Source organism: Paenibacillus sp. 2KB_22, from assembly GCF_052115745.1.
Classification (GTDB): domain Bacteria; phylum Bacillota; class Bacilli; order Paenibacillales; family Paenibacillaceae; genus Paenibacillus.
Genome location: NZ_JBFRHG010000002.1, coordinates 546861 through 565368 on the forward strand (window position 1 = coordinate 546861; position 18508 = coordinate 565368).

16 protein-coding genes are annotated in these 18508 nt (G+C 45.7%); 3 read left to right on the forward strand and 13 right to left on the reverse strand.

The genetic code is table 11. The features are described 5' to 3' along the window. Positions 1–457: 457 nt before the first annotated feature. The 9 genes from AB4111_RS13340 to AB4111_RS13380 all read right to left on the reverse strand — a co-directional run bounded on the left by AB4111_RS13340 (position 458) and on the right by AB4111_RS13380 (position 9240). A complete protein-coding gene (locus tag AB4111_RS13340; protein ID WP_442031995.1) occupies positions 458–1138 on the reverse strand; it encodes a hypothetical protein in 681 nt (226 codons plus the stop codon). A 207-nt stretch (positions 1139–1345) separates the two neighbouring features. After that, on the reverse strand, positions 1346–1942 hold the full coding sequence (locus AB4111_RS13345) for a cupin domain-containing protein (protein ID WP_442031996.1): 597 nt from the start codon (positions 1940–1942) through the stop codon (positions 1346–1348). A gap of 135 nt (positions 1943–2077) precedes the next feature. Further along, complete coding sequence (locus AB4111_RS13350) at positions 2078–3034, reverse strand: aldo/keto reductase (protein ID WP_442031997.1); 957 nt, start codon at positions 3032–3034, stop codon at positions 2078–2080. Positions 3035–3174: 140 nt separating this feature from the next. After that, positions 3175–3981 (reverse strand): helix-turn-helix transcriptional regulator, encoded by an 807-nt coding sequence (locus AB4111_RS13355; protein ID WP_442031998.1) that lies wholly within the window; start codon positions 3979–3981, stop codon positions 3175–3177. A gap of 631 nt (positions 3982–4612) precedes the next feature. After that, positions 4613–5335 carry a GntR family transcriptional regulator gene (locus tag AB4111_RS13360; RefSeq protein ID WP_442031999.1) on the reverse strand — a complete coding sequence of 241 codons (723 nt, stop codon included), beginning with the start codon at positions 5333–5335 and terminating at the stop codon, positions 4613–4615. 10 nt (positions 5336–5345) lie between these two features. Continuing rightward, entirely contained in the window at positions 5346–6359 is a 1014-nt protein-coding gene (locus AB4111_RS13365; RefSeq protein ID WP_442032000.1) for a sugar kinase, read from the reverse strand. Beyond that, entirely contained in the window at positions 6352–7107 is a 756-nt protein-coding gene (dagF, locus tag AB4111_RS13370; RefSeq protein WP_442032001.1) for a 2-dehydro-3-deoxy-phosphogluconate aldolase, read from the reverse strand. Before dagF ends, AB4111_RS13365 begins: the two co-directional genes overlap by 8 nt. Next, a complete protein-coding gene (locus AB4111_RS13375; RefSeq protein WP_442032002.1) occupies positions 7104–8213 on the reverse strand; it encodes a DgaE family pyridoxal phosphate-dependent ammonia lyase in 1110 nt (369 codons plus the stop codon). The genes dagF and AB4111_RS13375 overlap by 4 nt, the downstream gene beginning before the upstream one ends. Beyond that, positions 8191–9240 (reverse strand): amidohydrolase/deacetylase family metallohydrolase, encoded by a 1050-nt coding sequence (locus tag AB4111_RS13380; RefSeq protein WP_442032765.1) that lies wholly within the window; start codon positions 9238–9240, stop codon positions 8191–8193. The genes AB4111_RS13375 and AB4111_RS13380 overlap by 23 nt, the downstream gene beginning before the upstream one ends. A 263-nt stretch (positions 9241–9503) precedes the next feature. Here AB4111_RS13380 and AB4111_RS13385 point away from each other — a divergent pair, with 263 nt between their 5' ends. After that, the gene (locus AB4111_RS13385; RefSeq protein ID WP_442032003.1) at positions 9504–11834 is read left to right on the forward strand and encodes a helix-turn-helix domain-containing protein; all 2331 of its coding nucleotides are present in this window, start codon (positions 9504–9506) and stop codon (positions 11832–11834) included. A gap of 74 nt (positions 11835–11908) precedes the next feature. Here the strand turns inward: AB4111_RS13385 and AB4111_RS13390 are convergent, their stop codons facing one another. The 4 genes from AB4111_RS13390 to AB4111_RS13405 all read right to left on the reverse strand — a co-directional run bounded on the left by AB4111_RS13390 (position 11909) and on the right by AB4111_RS13405 (position 16576). After that, positions 11909–12925, reverse strand: coding sequence for a glycosidase (locus tag AB4111_RS13390; protein WP_442032004.1), 1017 nt, complete (start codon positions 12923–12925; stop codon positions 11909–11911). Between the two features lie 97 nt (positions 12926–13022). Next, the gene (locus AB4111_RS13395) at positions 13023–14633 is read right to left on the reverse strand and encodes an extracellular solute-binding protein (protein WP_442032005.1); all 1611 of its coding nucleotides are present in this window, start codon (positions 14631–14633) and stop codon (positions 13023–13025) included. 37 nt (positions 14634–14670) lie between these two features. After that, the gene (locus AB4111_RS13400) at positions 14671–15582 is read right to left on the reverse strand and encodes a carbohydrate ABC transporter permease (RefSeq protein ID WP_253438227.1); all 912 of its coding nucleotides are present in this window, start codon (positions 15580–15582) and stop codon (positions 14671–14673) included. A gap of 16 nt (positions 15583–15598) precedes the next feature. Then, positions 15599–16576, reverse strand: a complete 978-nt coding sequence (locus AB4111_RS13405) for an ABC transporter permease (RefSeq protein ID WP_442032006.1) — start codon at positions 16574–16576, stop codon at positions 15599–15601. Positions 16577–16950: 374 nt separating this feature from the next. Between AB4111_RS13405 and AB4111_RS13410 the strand changes: the two genes are divergently transcribed. Both AB4111_RS13410 and AB4111_RS13415 read left to right on the forward strand, forming a co-directional pair. Then, entirely contained in the window at positions 16951–17559 is a 609-nt protein-coding gene (locus AB4111_RS13410; protein ID WP_442032007.1) for a CPBP family intramembrane glutamic endopeptidase, read from the forward strand. A gap of 23 nt (positions 17560–17582) precedes the next feature. Further along, positions 17583–18329, forward strand: a complete 747-nt coding sequence (locus tag AB4111_RS13415; protein ID WP_442032008.1) for a MerR family transcriptional regulator — start codon at positions 17583–17585, stop codon at positions 18327–18329. The last annotated feature ends 179 nt before the right edge of the window (positions 18330–18508 follow it).

The following is an 18508-nucleotide window of genomic DNA, read 5'->3' on the forward strand; positions in this document are numbered from 1 at the left end:
TGAATAGAAAATTTTTATTTCTATAAAATTGCACTATTATGAATTTTTATTTCAGACATAAAGAAACTTCTTTTTAATACAATTTAGACTTTTTACCTATAAAATCGTTTCCACTCCTTACACATATACGTATAATTAACAGTATACATTGACACACACAGGCATCTCAAAAAAACTGTCATGTCGCGTGCTCTTCTTATAGCTACATAAAAAGATGTATAGTTCTTATGTCTAACCTCTATCGTTTCCCATGCAAAAAAATGATCTATTATGATACATAAAACACCACATTCCAAGACTTAAGTCTAATAAACACTTCCTAAAACTGAGTCCATTTTCCCATAAAAAAAAAAAAAAAAAAAAAAAAAAAAAAAACCAAACCCGAATCAACAAAGTTTGGTTTCGAAGCGAAAATATAAACTTTAAATTAACATAAAATCCATTTAAAACTAATTATTTATGTGTTATACAACTGCCCCAGTTCCATTAAGCGATCCTTAATCCTGTGTGGAATAATACCAAACAGATTATCCCATGTCATAAACATCTCCGGTTTTAATACATATTCTTCGAACTCCATGGTAGGTACGAACGCTTTGGTCTTCAGATAACGCTCCACCTGAGCATCGATCTGTTCATTCGTTTCAAAATAACCTTGAAACAACTCATTCACAAGTAGCCCATCACATCCAGCTTTTGAACCCGTGGCACTATACAGATTAGGCAATAACTCAAATACAACCGGAAGTGGTGAAAAAGCATGTTTGCCAGGCTGCGAGTACAGACATACATGATGTCCAACCACATTGACCCGTTCCTTCAACAATCCACGTAATACCTTCCCATGAAAGCTGGCTTCACAGTCTACTACCTCTCCGTCATGGCCCACATAAACCCATACATGCTCCATTTCATACAGATGTCCGATCTCATAATCCCACCAAATTGCATATTCAATTACGTATTGGACTACCTCGCTTGGGAACTCAATGTCCCTTCTGAACGATGGTGAAGGCCCTGATTGATGCAGCACAGAAATGCCAACAAAATCCGGATAAAAGGGTTCGTTTCTATCAAACATCAAGATAGGTGCATAACTCATTGCAGTTTCAAGTGTTTCCATCTCTGACATGTTCATTAATGAGTCCTCCGTTTTCGTTGGATGTTCATACTATACTAACAGAGAACGTAACACACTGACTCAAGGCTTTTGAATTTTTTTCTAATATAATGCCAACCCCTCCATGAACTTCATACAATAATCACATCGACACGTCAAAAAACCTGCAACTGTTATTCTCCAGTTACAGGCTCTGTACTTTGATAATGAATAAGGAATCCTGAATTAAGACTTCAGCTTACTGGATGGTGACACGGACGTCTCGGAAGGTGAAGTCGATTGATCAGAAACCTGTGTATCACATCCTATTGGTGGGCCCAGAATAGCATCATTTTTAATGGACGCAACTGCTCTGGCATACGCCTCTTCATCCAAACAGTACGCGCGGTGAGCCACCTCCGGCGGTGTAGCTGCCAAGAAATCTGCTCCAAACACAATATCAGGCGTAGGTTGATCAAAGATCGTTAATACATATACGTCATCTGTCTCAGCAACAAACCAGTGAAACCAGCCTTTCGGAAATACCACAACCTGACCTGGTTTCAGACGATATGTTAATCGTTCACGCGTAAACGGATTAAAAACTGACGCTGTAATTTCACCAGTGATGACTATAATCATCTCCGTAACATTGGTGTGCCAATGTGGCTGCACAATAATTCCTTTGCTTAAGTACACGTTGAAGAAACCATTGGCAATGGTCGGCAGCTGTTCTCCAAACAACTGGGTTACGTAGTTGCGTGAATCCCGCTGATAATTGACAACCGCATTGGAATCAGCAGCTAGCGGAACATTCGGGGATTGCAAAATCGGATTTATCATACGATCATTTCTCCTCCTTGAGCATACATCTCATTGTTGTACTGTATGCCGGAGAGTAGAAAGATAATACCGTTGACCTGTTATACATTCTTTTTCATCCGAAACTGCTGGTTTCTTGAATCTTGTCTTAAGGAGCTAGACTTGGCCAGGGAATCTGCCTCCGGCTGCAATGCCTTGGGGTGATATGCGATCAATCTGCTTCATCTCTTCATCCGTAAGCGAAACTTCTAACGCTCCTAAGTTCTCGTGAACTCTATCCAAATTACGGGTCCCCGGAATCGGAACGATATGTTCTCCCTTTCCAAGTAACCAGGCCAGAGCAAGTTGAGAAACCGTGCATCCCTTTTGCTTAGCCATCTCTTGGATCAATCCAACAACCTCCAGATTTTTCTGAAAATTCTCACCTTGGAAACGCGGATAGTGACGACGATAATCGTCTTCTGGTAAATCATCTACAGATCGGATCTGACCAGTCAGGAAGCCACGTCCCAATGGGCTGTATGGAACCAAGCCAATGTTCAATTCATGCAGGACAGGCATAATCTCATCCTCAAGCTCTCGACTCCACAAGGAATATTCCGTCTGTAACGCTGTAATCGGATGAACAGCATGTGCACGCCGAATGATCTCTGCCGGCGCCTCGGACAAACCTATATATCGAATCTTACCCTGTTGAACCAGATCGGCAAGCGTGCCTACCGTCTCTTCAATGGGGGTATTCGGATCAGGACGATGTTGATAATACAGATCGATATAATCCATTCCCAGGTTGTAGAGACTCGCATCTACTGATTTTTTGATATAGGCCGGATCTCCCTTGGGGCCCTGTGTGTGCGTAATACCGAATTTGGTGGCAACAACAACGTCAGATCTTCGACCTTGAAGCGCACGCCCAAGCAGCTTTTCATTCCCTCCGAATCGCTTTTTTTCATACTCTCCGTACAGATCCGCCGTATCAAACATAGTGACTCCTGCATCCAGTGCACCCTGAATGGTATGTACCGATTCGTCATTATCCGGCATCATCATCACACCCAGGCCGAGCCCGGATATACGTAATTTGTCATTGCCTAACGTTCTTGTCTTGAGCATGAGGCTCCCTCTTTTCATATTAAAATAGAAACGATAAATAGCTACGTTTGAGCTTAAGTTCATTCTATTTCACTCCCGAGACCCCAACCACACTCCATGTATGCTAGTAAAGAAATTACTAGTCTAGTCTATTCAACCTTCTACATGACAACAGGAACATAAATACAGCAATGAATGCCTGATTGGCTGTTCAGATTATTCATGGAATAGATATCGTACGCATGTACAACACCATCTGCACGATCCGTCGTTTCAAGCAGCACACGATTGACTTGTTTTAATTCGATTTGGTGCAGGTTCCAGATCGTTCGGAAATCCACACTTTCTTCACTCAATTGTTTCACGATTCTGGCAAATTCGGGGTCACTCGGATACTTATCATAATACGTACGGAAAACAGCTACCGAGTGCCGCGCGAATTCATCCCAATTGTGCATACGCTCCCTGAGCGTTGCATCCAAGAACAAAATCCGCATCAATAGACGCTCATTCATATTCATCGACGAGAAGTTAAAGAGGTTCGTATCAGCTGCTTCATTCCAGGCAAGTACCTCAGAACGTTCATTGGTAATAAAGGAAGGATGCGTCAACTGGCCAATAATACTTTGCCAACCTGGCTCCAGCTGTGAATACGAAGCAAGGAATTCATGTTCCGTATTCGGGTCCCATAAGTCAAACAGATGACTCTTCTCTTCCGGCGTTAACCGGAGCGCGTTCGCTATGCTTTGCATTACTTCTCGTGAAGCTGCCAATTCCCTACCTTGTTCAAGCCACGTGTAGTACGTTGCACTGACACCAGCCAGTACCGCTACTTCTTCCCGCCTTAGACCCGGTGTTCTTCGCTGTCCATAAAACCCTGACAATCCAACTTGTTCCGGTTGAATGCGGCTTCTCCGTGATTTCAAAAACTCACCCAGTTTTTTGTTGCGGCTCATACCTGTAGCCATAGACATCGTTCCTTTTTATAAAAGTATTCAAGCCTATTCGGCTCTATCCCAAAATGGTAGTCTCTGAATGACTTTGATATATTTCATCTATTATTAGTTCTGCAGAATCCTTGGTTTACAAGTAGCTTAGCATCGAATGGTGCAGAACGAAAGGAGCATAACATGATCCCCAATGTTGGAGATGTGTACTGCGTGTACGCCGAAAAATTACAACAATATACCGCCTGCCAGGTAATCGGTTGAAAGAAATGGAAGGTAAACCTTCCGACACGCTTGCTTTCTCGCAAACCGGAGTGGCTTTCTACACAAACAGCTCGCCTCCATGTTTGAGAACTACACACAAACCTTCAACAAGATGAATGCCAAGACCGGCTTTATTGAAACTATTGAGGGGAAGAGATTTATGTTGTTCTAGCAGCGTTGCTAGATCAGTTACAGCAGAATTTGGAACTGCATCAAGAAGATTCGGTAAAGTTAATCACGAGGATTTATATGAGGTATTTGATCGTTTGAGGGATTTCTAGGTATTTTACGATTAAACCGTTGTTTACGCAAAAAGGGGCCTGTTATTAAAAGTGCAGGACCCTTTTTTTGTATGAATACAACTTCTTTCACAATATGTCCACCGACCTCAAGTGTCATAACTAACCAGATAATGATGAAGTTCCGTGTTATAACAGCCGATACTGTGCTCAATTAATCTGCCTTCTCCATCGAAGGAGTTACGAAGGCGCTTAAGCACATGCACTCCAGGGGGAATCTTCAGCAGTTGGCATACTTCAGGAGCTGCCGGTTCTACAAAGAAACGGTCTTTGAAGTTTTCCAGCAATATGTCGTTCTCCTCCAGTGAGTCATACAGCGATTGGATGTCTCCATCTATGCCTTCCTTGCCTCCGCCGGGCAAAGCAACTGCTGCCAAGAAGTGAATCAGATGAATATAGGGCTGTCCGTTAAGAATGTAGAGCCTTTCAATCCGTTGGCAACATGGTCCGTAGAGACCATACTCCTCTGTACCAGTATCATTGGTAAATAACCGGGAATTCAGAACTTTCTTTTCCAGCTTATGGCCCTCTTCTACGAGTAGTTCCGTAAACCTTTTACCCTTTGAGAGCTTCTGATGGGAGGTGTTCCGCATCACAATTGTACCGACTCCGCTTTTCTTCTGCACGTAACCTTCCTGGGAAAGCTCTTGAACCGCACCGCGGACTGTCATTTTGCTGACGCCGAATTCTTTCTCCAGCTGCGGTTCAGAGGGGATCGTGCTTCCGAGAGGATATACACCATGTAGAATCCGATCTTTGAGAATTTTTTGGATTTGCTGATATAAAGGACCTTGCTTGCGCTTGAGAGACACTCACTGTTCACTACCTTTCAACATCTGAGGTATGGTCCGACAGCGCCCGGAGCACCTCATTCTCGGTAAAAAGCGCTGTATCGCCTTGGGTGGTATGGGCCAGCATCGCTGCCGCCACTGCCATATTAACCGTATGTTCCAGTGGGTATTGCTGCAATTCTCCATGGATGATGGCACTGGCAAACACATCGCCGGCACCGATCCTATCGTACACCGGAAATGTTAGCTTGCGGGAAAATACGAACGTACCCTGATGATAGATATATCCTGTCAAGGAATGCGTATGGTCCGCGTTAATCTCACGGTGGGTTCCTGCTACCGTTCCGATTCCGAAGCGCTTTGCAACTTCAGGAATCGCGTGCTTCATCTGTGTTATTCTATCATATTCTCCGGTACCGATGCCAAGAATACCCTTCGCATCCTTCTCATTCATTAACACCAGATCTGCCAGCCCCAGCATTACCTCATAATGCGGGCGGGCCTTGACATAGCCGTCCGTTCCCCATAACGCAGGACGGTAATTACAATCAAATACAACCTTGCCGCCAGCACTCTTCACTTCCTCAGCAAGCCGCTTCATCTGCTTGCGCACGCTATCATTCATAGCCAGCGTAATGCCACATAAATGAAGAACGTCGATCCGGGAGGCAAGATCTTTCATATCATAATTGTCTGCGTCCGCGGTATTAAAACTGCTGCCCAGTCGGTCTGTGTAAGTGACTCTGCCTGGACGGGCTCCAAAGCCATTTTCCAGAAAGTACATCCCAAGGTGTCTACCGCCGTGTCTAATAAGAGTGGTATCCACCCCAAGCTTGCGCAAATAAGCGATAGCCGCTTCGCCCACCGGGGTTTCCGGCAAAGTCGTAATAAGAGCACCATTATGGCCGTATCTGGTTAATGCTGCCGTTACATTCACCCCGCTGCCGGAAAAAGAATACTCCAGCCTGCTGCCCTGTACCAGCGTTTCGTAGCCCGGAACCTGCAGCCGCATCATCACTTCACCAAAAGCAACAACCCTAGGCATATCGGTCCACCAGCGATTTCATTGTTTCGAGCAGTCTGCGGACATCATGTACGTTCGTATTCCCGGTCTGCGACTCAATAATTGAAGAATACACATGGGGTATAACTTGAGGAACGCCTGCCTGAAGTGCAATCTCTAGAATGGGTCCAAAGTTGTCCAGATCGATTCCACCTGTAGGCTCCAGAGCAAAACCTGCTTCCCCACAAGCCTTGGCGACCGCACGGTACTCCTCTTCGAGCTTCAACCCTTGCATCGGATAATATTTAAGCGCGTTCCCTCCCATGTCACGAACCAGTGCAATGGCGGCATGAACCGGCACAATGGCCTGCGGAGTGGTTACTGAACTGATGGGGCCGGTCGATATATTTACATAGCCTGGCTGCCCGCACGGAGATACCAGGCAGTTAATCCAACTATCTTTAGGTCCCAGATTGGCACGGGTTGCCCCCACTGCCGGGAATACCTGATTGATATGGCTGCCCGGATAACTCGCGGCAATCTCCGCCACAACTGCAGCCTGGCGACTATCTCCGGCTCCGAGTCCGATGGATACAGCATCTTGAATAGCTTGACCATATTCAGTCATGGCGACTACAGCTTCCTCCGACGTAGCATAGTTTTTGGAGAGTACACCCACAAGCACATATCCTTCCGCAGCCTCGTACACATCCTTAGCGTTTTCGATACTTCCAGCCAGTACATTCATTGCCGCCCTATTCTTATACAGACACTGCTGAATATGACTCATTTCGGTTTACCTCCCACGATTTCATGTATTCTGCTGATAATGACTTGCAGATCATCCCCTTGCAGCGACCTTGGATCAATATCAAAATAACCCTGCCTGACGCCATAATCTCGGGTATATACCGCAATTACACCTTCACGAAGCTGGTCATTCACTTTCTTCGCATCCACCCCAGCAAGAGAGGAATCAATCTGGACACGCCCTCGAAAAATCGATCTGCCGGCTTCATCCTGCACGATGCGGACTGAAACACCAGGAAGTCCACCAAGTGGCTGAAGAGCCTCCAGCGTCTGCTTCTCTCGTTCACTATTATCCGCTTTGTCCTGGTATTCCTCCAGAGCTTGAAGTAACCCAAAGATGGTCTCTTTGCCAACCTTCATGCTGCGGCCAATCCCGTGTAGCTGTACCTTTAGCCACTCGACGTATTTCTTTTTACCGGTGACAATGCCGGAAGTAGGGCCTTCAATAGCTTTTGACCCGCTGTAAATGGCCAGATCGGAGAACTGGATATACTTATGCAGATCCTCTTCCGCTGCCGCATCAACAATCAGCGGCACGCCTCTACGCTGTGCAACCTCCCAGGCCTCTTCCACAGAAATCATGTTTTTCTGGACAGCATGATGGGATTTAACATAAAGAATGGCTGCCGTGCGTTCACCGATTGCCTGATCAATATGTTCCTTGCGGCCTTCATTGGCATATCCGACTTCCACTACCCGGCCGCCGCCAAGAAATATCATGGTTTCGACGGGCGCTCCATATTGCACATTATGGCCCTTTAGCATAATAATTTCATTTTTTAATACCGGTTCCTGATGCAGACGAAGGCTGAGACGCGGATCTCCGGCGGTCACAATGGCTGCCACCGACAGCGCAATACCACTGGATGCTGAGTTCACCACAACCGCGCTTTCCGAACCAAGTAACTGTGTAATATATTCTCCTGATTTGTCCACAAGATCTGCAATTTCTACGTACCGCTGTCCGCCTTGTTTCATCGCATCCATGACTGAATCCGTTGGTGCGGAAACACCAAGGATGCTCATTCTCCCACTGGCATTAATAACACGCTTCAATCCATATTTAGCCTGTAATGAGTGACCCATTAGCAAAGACTCCTTTAACCTCAATATAGTGTTGCGTGACCCGGACATCGCCTTCCGAGTCCTCAAGTTGCTTTTCTCCTGCTTCCAGGGAAAACAAAGTCAAGTTTGCTGGCTGTCCCACCCTGATCTGCCCGAGCTCCGGCTTACCGAGCCACTCGGCTGGACTTCTTGTAACCGCGCGGATGACCTCTTCCAGACTGTAGCCGAGGTACAGAAATTTCGTCAGCACATTCGACATACTGTATACCGGACCATTCATACGGTTGCCTCGGTAAATGTCCGTACTGATTGTATTCAGCGCAATGCCTGCAGCCTTGGCCTGTTCTGCAATCCGGAAGGAGAAGCTTGCTGTACCATGACCCACATCCAGATGAACTCCCCGAGCAGCCGCATCCAGTAATTCTTGCAGCGGTGTGCCATCCGTATGAAACAGATTGTTCGACTTACCGTTAAGATAATGGGTGATTACATCGCCCGACTGTAGTAGCTCCAGCACATCCGAGATCGCGGGCGGAGCAGAACCGATGTGAACCATAAGCGGAAGTTTCGTTTCTTCCGAGAGTGTGCGTGCCAACTTGAGCGGTTGTATCCCGCTGTCTTTGACGACACTTTCGCTGATGCGCGCTTTCAGGCCAACAATGAAATCAGGATAAGCCGCTACTGCCTCCAAGACCTTGGCCCTGTCAATCCATTCCAGCTGTGACAGTTCATCCGTCCGTTCGAGTCCGATCCTTGAAATATTCAACAGAGCGAATACTTGTGTAGCAGCCTGTAGTCTTGCCGTATAGAAAGCGCCAATTCGGTCTGCACCGCAGCTTCCGGCATCTACAAGTGTTGTTACCCCCTGCTTCACACCAATTTCGTCGATATCATCACCATAGGGATCAAGCTCCTGAACGGCATGCACATGCAGATCAATCCACCCACTGGACGCATATAACCCTGAACAATTCAACTCATTTTCTCCTTCAGCCTGGCCTGGCGGTGACATGGCGGTGATGATCCCGTCCTGAATGGCGATATCCATGATCCGCCCGTCAACAAGCTGCAGATTGCGCAGCACATTCTCTGTGCCCACTCATCCCATCTCCTTTTTCAACCCCGGTATACAGACAAATTCCAAAAATGATTCATGACATGTAAATCGTACTTCCAATTCGTTAAAAATAAGCCTGATGAGCTACTTCATTCTAAAGATTATAATGTTATAATGTTTATACTAGCACAAGTGTAATCCAGAAGAGAATAGTGATTTTAATCCGAATATTTTAACACTGGAGGGAATACTTCATGGCAAATTCGGCACTCAAGCCATCCTTGCTCAACAGATTCAGGCTCAGCTGGAATCATTTCAAATCAAGGCTTCTGCTGAAATATGCCTTTTCTTACATTCTCATATTTCTTATCCCTCTGACAGGTGTAACTATTTTTGTATATGAAAACGCTGTCAAAGGATTGCGTGTAGAAATCGAACAATCAAATGTCAATCAGCTTAACCAGGTGAAGAGCACGATAGATAACCGGATGAATGAACTTCAGGAAATAGCGGGGAGAATCGCCTATGACAAACACCTGACCCCTTATATGGTAAATCACCCGTATTACAGCTTGGAGGCGATTCAGGCGTTGGCGAATTACAAAGCTAGCAGCAGCATTGCAGAGGATCTGCTTCTCTACTTCCATAACGATTCCCACATCTATTCGCACCGCGGTTTGGCTAATCTTGATGTCACCTTTGGTAGCCTCTATCAGTTCGAGCATTGGAATCTGGAAGAATTGCAGCAGGACTTGAATGAAACTAGGCATCCCCTGGTCCGTGCCGCTGAGAATGTGAAGGTTAATTCCCGAATGGAACCGATGCTCGTCATGCTTGTGCCCATTAAACCGAATGATCCGTTTCCATATGGGACCGTTGTCTATTTAATGAAAGAATCCAACCTTACCGGGGTCATGGATTCGATTTTGAGTGATTTTTCAGGAAGCAGCTATATTTTCAGTCCCTCCGGAGAGGTGTTGACCGCGAACAGCCATGGCGTCAGCCTTCCCCAAGACGAAATTGACAACTTGGCTACACTTGAGCCCGGTATTCATAATTTGAAAATGGACGGAGAACAATACTCCGTTGTTTCTGTTCAATCGGAAGAAAATGGCTGGACCTATGTGACTACGATGCCAAGCTTCCAGTTCTTCAGCCGTGTCGCTCATGTCCAGACCCTGATCCTGATCGTATTCTGTATTACCGTCATTACCGGCATAGCTGCTGCGCTGCTGTTAGCCAAACGCCAGTACCATCCAATCAGGGATTTAATGGACAAGATGAGAGGCAGCGGCGATGATGCTTCCAAGCTGCGCAATGAATGGGAATGGATACGACAGACCCTACACAATTACAGTGCTAAAATTGATTTTCAGGAGCCCTTCGTCCGTAATCAGTGCATGCTGCTGTTACTCAAGCACGGCAAACCGGATGATCCGGAGATTGAGCAAATGATTCTGAGCGCCGGATTCCGGCATCCTCAAGGACAAGGCCTCTATTTCTCGACTATATTGTCTTGGGATGATACGTTGCCTGGCGACAAGTCCTGGCAGGAACGCCTTCTGTTGCAGGATATACTTAGCAATGTATGTCTTCCAGGTACCCGTGCTCAGATCTTCGGTGTAGAATTCTCGGTCAAAGACCAGTTTGCTCTGATAATTTCACTTCCCGGTGATGGGGAGAAGCCGATTCAAAACCAATTGGAACAGGTGATTGAAGCCATTCAAGCGGTAATCCGCGAGCATTCGCAGCTATCTCTAAGTATCGGTGTCGGCACGGCATACGGGGACTTGGCCCATCTTAACCAATCCTTCATTGAAGCTGCTACAGCTCTGGAGCACCGGATCATCCAGCACAGCGGTCAGGTAACTTATTTCGAGCAGCTTGCAGAGCTGAACCCTTCTGCTTCCGAGAGCTTCTGGATTCCACGCAAATCCATGCTGAAACTGGAGCAGAGTCTAAAGCAGGGCAACGAATCAGTAACCGTGCAACTGATTACCGAAACTATTCATACGATAAAAAACGAGCCGTTACAGGTTCATCTATTGCGCTGCATCTGTTTCGATCTGTTGAACGCTTTTCTACGCACCGCCTCCGAGCTTGGTATGAACGAAGTGTTCGCCAATATGCCGGAACTGACTTCCTTTGAAACACTTGAAGAGCTGGAGAGTCGTTTGCTCTGTCTGGCCGCTGACATTTGCACGCAGGTGGAGCTGAATACGAAGACAAGCGAGTCTACATTAATGGATGACATTCTGATTTATGTGAATCAACAGTTTGCAGACTACACACTCAGCCTAGAGCATGTGGCGCTAAAGTTTGCCATTTCAACTTCTTATTTAAGCCGGAGCTTCAAAGAGAAGACCGGCCGCAATTTCTCACAATATATCTGGCAGCGACGTGTGGATGAAGTCATGCGGCTGCTGGAGAACACTAGCGCACCCCTCAAAGAAATTATCGAACAGGTCGGTTACATGGATGCGCCAAATTTTATCCGCAAGTTCAAAAAAGAAATCGGTCTGACACCAGGGCAGTATCGCAAGGAACATGCCTCGAGAGGAGCTACTATTAAAAGACCTGTTTAAATTGGCGGAGCTTCCGCACCCTCTGTACTACATTCTTATATTTGAAGATATCGCTTCATTGATGGTTTATTTAGCTACTGCCCTTCCTGGAGGATGTGTTCTACCAACTCATCCAGCGGAACAGTTGCAAGGGCAATCGCCGTATCTGTTACCCCGTAATAGATATAGAGCAGTCCATCTTTGACCACATTTCCGGTTGGGAAGATGACATTTGGAATCTGGAACCCAAATTTCTCATAATACGTCTCTGGCTCCATAATAAAATGATGTGTCCGGGCAATGATTTTCTCGGGCTGCTCCAAATCCAGCAGCATGGCCCCCACACGGTAGACAATGCCCTCATCGACACCATGATAGAGCACCAGCCAGCCCTTGTCCGTACGGATCGGGGGCGTAGAGCCCCCAATCTTCCGCGATTCCCAGGAGAGGTTCTGGGCGGTAGCGAGCAGCTTGGGCTCTTCCCAGGTAACGAGATCCTCGGAGTAGGTAATCCACATGGCCGCTTTATCCGTACCGTAGGCTTCTCCCACATATTCCTCAGGGCGGCGCAACAGTACAAATTTGCCGCCTATTTTCTCAGGGAACAGAATGTTGTCCCGGTCATTAATATCAAGAGGTGTCGTGTCCGCCACATACTCCCAATCCAGTAGATTATCTGATTTCAAAATGGAGGACCGAGTTAGCCAATGTCCCGCCTCGTCCCCCCACCCGTCCGGATATTCCGGAATAGAGCGAAGAGGGACGCCTGCCCCGGTAGGGTAATAACTCATGGCACAGGGACGAAGGGCGTAGTTCAGATAGAAGGTTCCGTCAATTTTGACAATCCGCGGGTCCTGCACACTACCATAAGGGAACCCCAGCATGTCTGGCGTCACAATGGGCTCATCCTTCACGTGGGTAAAATTCACCCCATCTTCACTCTCTAGCAGACCCAAATAATTTTTGCATGGAGTTAGGGAACCAGCAGTGCGCTCAATCATATAAAATTTACCGTTATCGATGATGACCGCAGGGTTGAAAACCGTAACCTTACGCCATTCATAGTCGCCCGGGACAACAATGGGATTATTCGGATGTCTCGTGATTTGCATGTCTATTCCTCCTGCATCTGCATGAATGTTCAGGGACGCGTTGTAACCTTATATCTCACCTTTTATTTTTACAGCAGCTTTCTTCGCATGGACCTGATTAGTTGGATTTCCAACGATCATAGGCAGCCTGATTGATTTCAACCATACGCTCTCCGCCCATTTTCTTGACCGTCGCCACATAATTGTCCCAACCCGTAAGCGGCTCGGCTCCAGTGATGAATTTCGCCTCCATCTGATTCACATATGTCTTCAAATCTGAATTCAGGCTGCTGATTTCGGTCTGCTCTTCCACGGTAAGGAACAGAGTCGGAAACGGAATCCGTGCGCCTTTATCAAGAAGCTTCTGCTTGGTCTCCTGCTCTACCCAGAGGTCAAAGTCTGTCTTCAGCCCCTTATTAATATCATCCATGGACAGGGTAGGAGCGGGAATGCCGTAGTTAGGTGTCAGCGTTGCCCGATAATCTTCCATTTCCTTACCTTCGGGTACCGGCAAGTAACGTTTGACCCGGTTATCTTTGTCAGTGTACTCCCAGAGAGTGCCCTCTGGACCTTTATTGAAGAACATGGCACCTTCATACGAATAGAGATAATCCACCCAGCGCATAGAGGCTTCCGGCGCAGGATTACTCTGCGTGATAGCAAAGGCGCCGCTTGTAATCCCCCTATTCTTTGCAATCGCTGGAGCAGCAACTGATTCACTGTGAACAGGTGCAAACATCGGATCCGCCGTCGAAGGTTCTCCACCTTTGCTCATGTAGGCATGCCAGTCCGAAAAGAGGGCGATTTGATTGTTCTGTGCTTTGGCCTTCTTTTGCTCCGCTGTTTGTGAGAAGCTCTCATGATCCAGCAGATCTTCAGACCACAGGCGGTTCATATAAGTTAAATACTCCTTGTAACCTTCTTCAAGTGGTGTATAATGCACCTTGTCCGCATCATCCACATAAATTTCTTCTTCATAAATGCCGAAGGCACCAAGCAGCCATGTACGGATATCGCGCAGGTTCGCAGCGGGTGTTGTCACCGAGGAAATCGGAATTTCATCGGCTATGCCATTGCCGTTGGGATCTTCCTCTTTCACACGCTTCAGATAGGTATACAACTCCTCTGTCGTTTCAGGGAGTTTATCGATATTCAGCGCCTTTAGAAAGTCCCCGTTATACCACATCGGATTGCGGTACCAGTGCTGGCTAAGTTCTACTACTGGCAAGGAATAGATATGCCCGTCCGGTGCAGTTATCGATTTGCGGACATCCGGATTCTCCTCCAACAGCGCCTTGAAATTCGGAGCATACTTTTCAATCAGATCCTCCAGTGGAATGAGGATACCCTGCTCTCCGTAATTCATCTGCTCTGCAGTTGTCAAACCAGCAGCATAGAGGATATCCGGGTAATCCCCACTGGCGAGCACCAGATTTTTCTTCGTTTCGAAGCTATCCTTCGGTGCGTTTTTGTATTCCAGCGTAATACCGGTCTTCTCCTGCATCTGCTGAAGCACCGCCATGTTCTCCCAGTTCTGAATTCCTACATCTGGTGCCATAAGCGACAGAGTAACGGGTTCATTAACAATCGGGAAACCTTCATTGTTTACAGCGACTTTTCCGAGATTGTTGTTCGCTTCACCTTCGTTTGAACTGCTGCAGCCTGCCAGTAATGTAATAACTAAAGCCGAAGACAGCAGGAGCTTCCATGGCTTGCGTGCGGTTGGCATTTATAATTCCTCCCTTGATTTCATACATTTTAGCTGTTTAGCCTTTAACAGAACCTATCATGACCCCTTGGACAAAGTAACGCTGCAGGAATGGATAGATTGCCACGATGGGCAGTGTGGAGACAACAATGACTCCATATTTAATCAGGGATGCCGTTTCTGCCTTATTATTCATGGCGGTCGCCACCTCACCGTTGATGGATGAGCCCGTCGTTTCCGCCGTCATTTCCTGAAGAACAAGGATCTGACGCAGGACCATCTGCAGCGGATACTTCGCTTCATCATTTAAATAGATCAGGGACGGGAAGTAGCTGTTCCAGTGGCTAACCCCATAGAACAGGGCCATAACCGCTACAATCGGTGCCGACAGCGGTAGAACAATGCGAATGAACAGCTTTAGATTCGTACAGCCGTCAATGTGCGCTGCTTCCTGAAGTTCTTTCGGAATGGTCGTCTGAAAAAAAGTGCGGGCCACGACGATATTCCAGACCGAAGCGGCCACCGGCAGAATTAATGCCCACATGCTGTTCATGAGTCCAAGGTTCTTGACCAGCAGATACGTCGGCACAATTCCACCGCTGAAGAACATCGTGAACAGAATGAGGCCCATGAACAACTGGCGCCCGACAAAATCAGATCTGCTGAGCGCATACGAGGCCGGCAGAGTGACGGCGAGATTGAGCAGAGTGCCCACCACTGTGTAAATAATGGTATTCCAGTAACCACTCCATATCTTTGGGTTCTCAAACACAAGTTTGTAGCCGTCCAGTGTTACATTCTTCGGAAACAACCACATCGCTCCCGAATTGACATCCTGCGGCGAACTGATTGAAGCGCTAAGAATATAGATGAGCGGATAGAGAACAACCAGCATTGCCAGACCCAGATAAATATAAGTGCTGATCAGAAAAAGCTTGTCCCCCCGGGATTCTTTCATCGCAGTAACCAAAGACTTCAACTCCTTTCTACCAGAGGCTGTTCTCGCTGGTGCGTTTGGCGATCTGGTTGACCGTAACAAGCAAAATAACGTTGACTACCGAGTTGAACAATCCGACAGCTGTTGAGAAGCTATACTGGGCGTTCACCAAACCGGCGCGGTATACATAGGTGGAAATTACATCGGATGCTTCCATATTGAGTGAATTCTGCAGCAGCAGAATCTTCTCGAAACCAAGACCCAGTATATTACCCATATTCAAGATCAGCATGATCGTAATCGTGGGTAATATCGTCGGCAGATTGATATGCAGCACCCGTTTAATTCGGCTTGCTCCATCCATAATGGCTGCTTCATGGAGCTGGGGATCTACGCCTGACAAGGCTGCGAGATAAATAATGGTTCCCCACCCGGTGCTCTGCCAGACGCCGGAAAATACATACACCGTCTTAAACCATGCGGGATCAGTCAGAAACTGTGCTGGTTCAAGACCAATGAATTCGATGAACCGGACAATCATTCCGCTTGAGGGTGATAAAAAGGTAATGATCATACCTGCCATGACAACTACAGAAATGAAATGGGGTGCATAGGTGACCGTCTGGACCGATTTCTTGAATGGGCCGTTACGGACTTCATTGAAGGCCAGCGCCAATATGATAGGCAGCGGAAATCCGATGGCAAGTTCATAGAAGCTGATACTGAATGTGTTCCAGAGCAGATCCCAGAAAAAATAAGAATTGAAGAACCGTTCAAAATGGTCAAAACCAACCCATTCGCTGCCTGTAATTCCTTTTGAAGGTACGAAATTCTTAAAAGCAATCTGAATGCCGTACATCGGGCCATAATGAAAAATAAGGAAATACAACAAAGCAGGAAGCATGAACAGATAAAGCTCCCAGTTTTTCCAAATTCTCTTGCCAAGGGAGTTCTTCTTCAATGAAGGATTTACGGATACTACTGCGTGACTCTCCTTCACTCTCTCACTCCTTTCTATGTCTTTCATTACCTACGGTTTATGTTGCTGCTTTGCATTCTTGCTGACTCTCTTTTGGTAACGCTTACAATCCGAAGTATAGTGAAACGAAGATGACATGGTAAATATGTAGGTTCTGCATTGTCACGAATAGGGTGTGTAAAACCGTGCTACTGCGGCACTTTTCGTTCAGCCCTGATGTGAATGGTTGCAAATGGAGCAAGGCTGTAGATATGTGAATTACGAACCTCCTCCACGTTGCAAAAGAAACATATTGTGATTACCGAGCAAGAATTCAAACGTTTGTTATGAGTAGCTGATTCATACTTTGATAAAAAAAGCTGTTGCGGAGGACGTTACGTCACAATCTACAATGAAAAAAATGTGATAAAGGAGTTTTCATTATGTCTGAGACCCATGCAAAGGAACATTACAAAATACTGTTGATCGCATTACTAACGCAATCAGCTTTTCTATTTATTGGATTTATTTTTATTGGGTTTTTCAAGTGGGGAGGAATATTACCATTTATAGCTTCCCTATTTATGCCAAACGTGATTAGTATATTATCCACAATCATCATCGGTCTTATTTTTAGTTTATTTATTACTACAATTGTTCTAATTACATTTATCAAAACAAGAACAGAACTCCCTAAAACCGAAGGGTCAGATATGATTAAAAAAATAATGATCCAACCAAGTGGTATAGCTTTAACAACGATAGGTGGTATATTTGAAGAATTCTTTTTTAGAGGGGTCCTGATCGGATTATTTATTGGATACTCTTTGTTAGTGGATTGGCTCGTCATTCTAATAAGCACTTTTCTATTCTGGATAATACACGTTCCTCAATATAGAGGAGCTACTGGTGTCCTTATAGTTGTGTTTGTAAATGGTTTGATTTTTGCACTGCTCTTTTATTTTACCGGGTCGTTAATTCCCCCAATCCTTGCACATGTCATTTATAATATTTCTATTGGAATTATTCTGGCACGAAAATACAAGAACTGATTATTTGAAAAGAGGGGCGTTAGATGCAATTAACAGTGAGTAAATTTGCAAAGCTGGCGGGCACGACAGTTCGTACGTTAAGACATTATCGACAACTTGGCATATTGGTTCCCTCACAAAAGAACGAAAATGATCATTATGTATCTATAAATGAGGATTTTAAAAGGCTGCACGAAATCCAATTATTACAAATTCTGGGACTTTCATTAAACGAGATTAAAGCCAGTTTCGAAGATCCACAATATTCTTTTGATGAAATCATTAGAGTTCAAGAACAATCGCTTAAACATCGGAGAAAAGCTATTGATTGTTCTTTAGCATTAATTAAACGAATAAAATGGTTAAAGGAAAAAGATCAATTCAATGAATTAAACTCAGAATTGCTCATGCTACTTATGAACTCGATGCGTGTTGAGGAGGACCAAAAAAAGCTGCTTCAAAAGTATGTTTCTACGGATATTATTGAGAAGGTGTTCCCAGAGGATATCTCTAAGCAAACTTACTTGGATGAACAATTATACAATTTGCTATTGCTTGTCCATCGAGCTACCATACACGATCTTAAACCAAACCATCCTTCCATACAGCAACAGTTGAAAGACATCATTGCAAATACCCAATTAAATCATCTGATTCTCCATGACGAAGAAAAGAACGAAGAACTTTATAGAAACGTAAAACCCTATGAGTCGTTGATACCTAAGCATACTATGGATTTTTTGACAGAAGCATTTGAGGTATTAAATACGAAGAAGAAATCTTCTCTATAGGATCTTGATAACTACCAATACAACTCTGGAAGTCATTGCATCATTCATGAGAAAAACCACTCCTTTCACCAAGCCTAAACATCTCAAGTTTACCGGAAGGCTCTTGGCGGTTCTCGCTACGGAAAGGAGGTTTGAACCTAAGAGACGGTTTCGACAAACGCAAATGGAACGAAGCAGAA

Bases quoted from the DNA above. Each gene is read 5' to 3' on its own strand.
- AB4111_RS13375 (WP_442032002.1), bottom strand. From the start codon at position 8,213: ATGGGTCACTCATTACAGGCTAAATATGGATTGAAGCGTGTTATTAAT.
- AB4111_RS13415 (WP_442032008.1), top strand. From the start codon at position 17,583: ATGCAATTAACAGTGAGTAAATTTGCAAAGCTGGCGGGCACGACAGTT.
- AB4111_RS13345 (WP_442031996.1), bottom strand. From the start codon at position 1,942: ATGATAAATCCGATTTTGCAATCCCCGAATGTTCCGCTAGCTGCTGAT.
- AB4111_RS13380 (WP_442032765.1), bottom strand. From the start codon at position 9,240: ATGGATATCGCCATTCAGGACGGGATCATCACCGCCATGTCACCGCCA.
- AB4111_RS13365 (WP_442032000.1), bottom strand. From the start codon at position 6,359: ATGCCTAGGGTTGTTGCTTTTGGTGAAGTGATGATGCGGCTGCAGGTT.
- AB4111_RS13385 (WP_442032003.1), top strand. From the start codon at position 9,504: ATGGCAAATTCGGCACTCAAGCCATCCTTGCTCAACAGATTCAGGCTC.
- AB4111_RS13340 (WP_442031995.1), bottom strand. From the start codon at position 1,138: ATGAACATGTCAGAGATGGAAACACTTGAAACTGCAATGAGTTATGCA.
- AB4111_RS13355 (WP_442031998.1), bottom strand. From the start codon at position 3,981: ATGGCTACAGGTATGAGCCGCAACAAAAAACTGGGTGAGTTTTTGAAA.
- AB4111_RS13405 (WP_442032006.1), bottom strand. From the start codon at position 16,576: ATGAAAGACATAGAAAGGAGTGAGAGAGTGAAGGAGAGTCACGCAGTA.
- AB4111_RS13395 (WP_442032005.1), bottom strand. From the start codon at position 14,633: ATGCCAACCGCACGCAAGCCATGGAAGCTCCTGCTGTCTTCGGCTTTA.
- dagF (WP_442032001.1), bottom strand. From the start codon at position 7,107: ATGAGTCATATTCAGCAGTGTCTGTATAAGAATAGGGCGGCAATGAAT.
- AB4111_RS13390 (WP_442032004.1), bottom strand. From the start codon at position 12,925: ATGCAAATCACGAGACATCCGAATAATCCCATTGTTGTCCCGGGCGAC.
- AB4111_RS13410 (WP_442032007.1), top strand. From the start codon at position 16,951: ATGTCTGAGACCCATGCAAAGGAACATTACAAAATACTGTTGATCGCA.
- AB4111_RS13350 (WP_442031997.1), bottom strand. From the start codon at position 3,034: ATGCTCAAGACAAGAACGTTAGGCAATGACAAATTACGTATATCCGGG.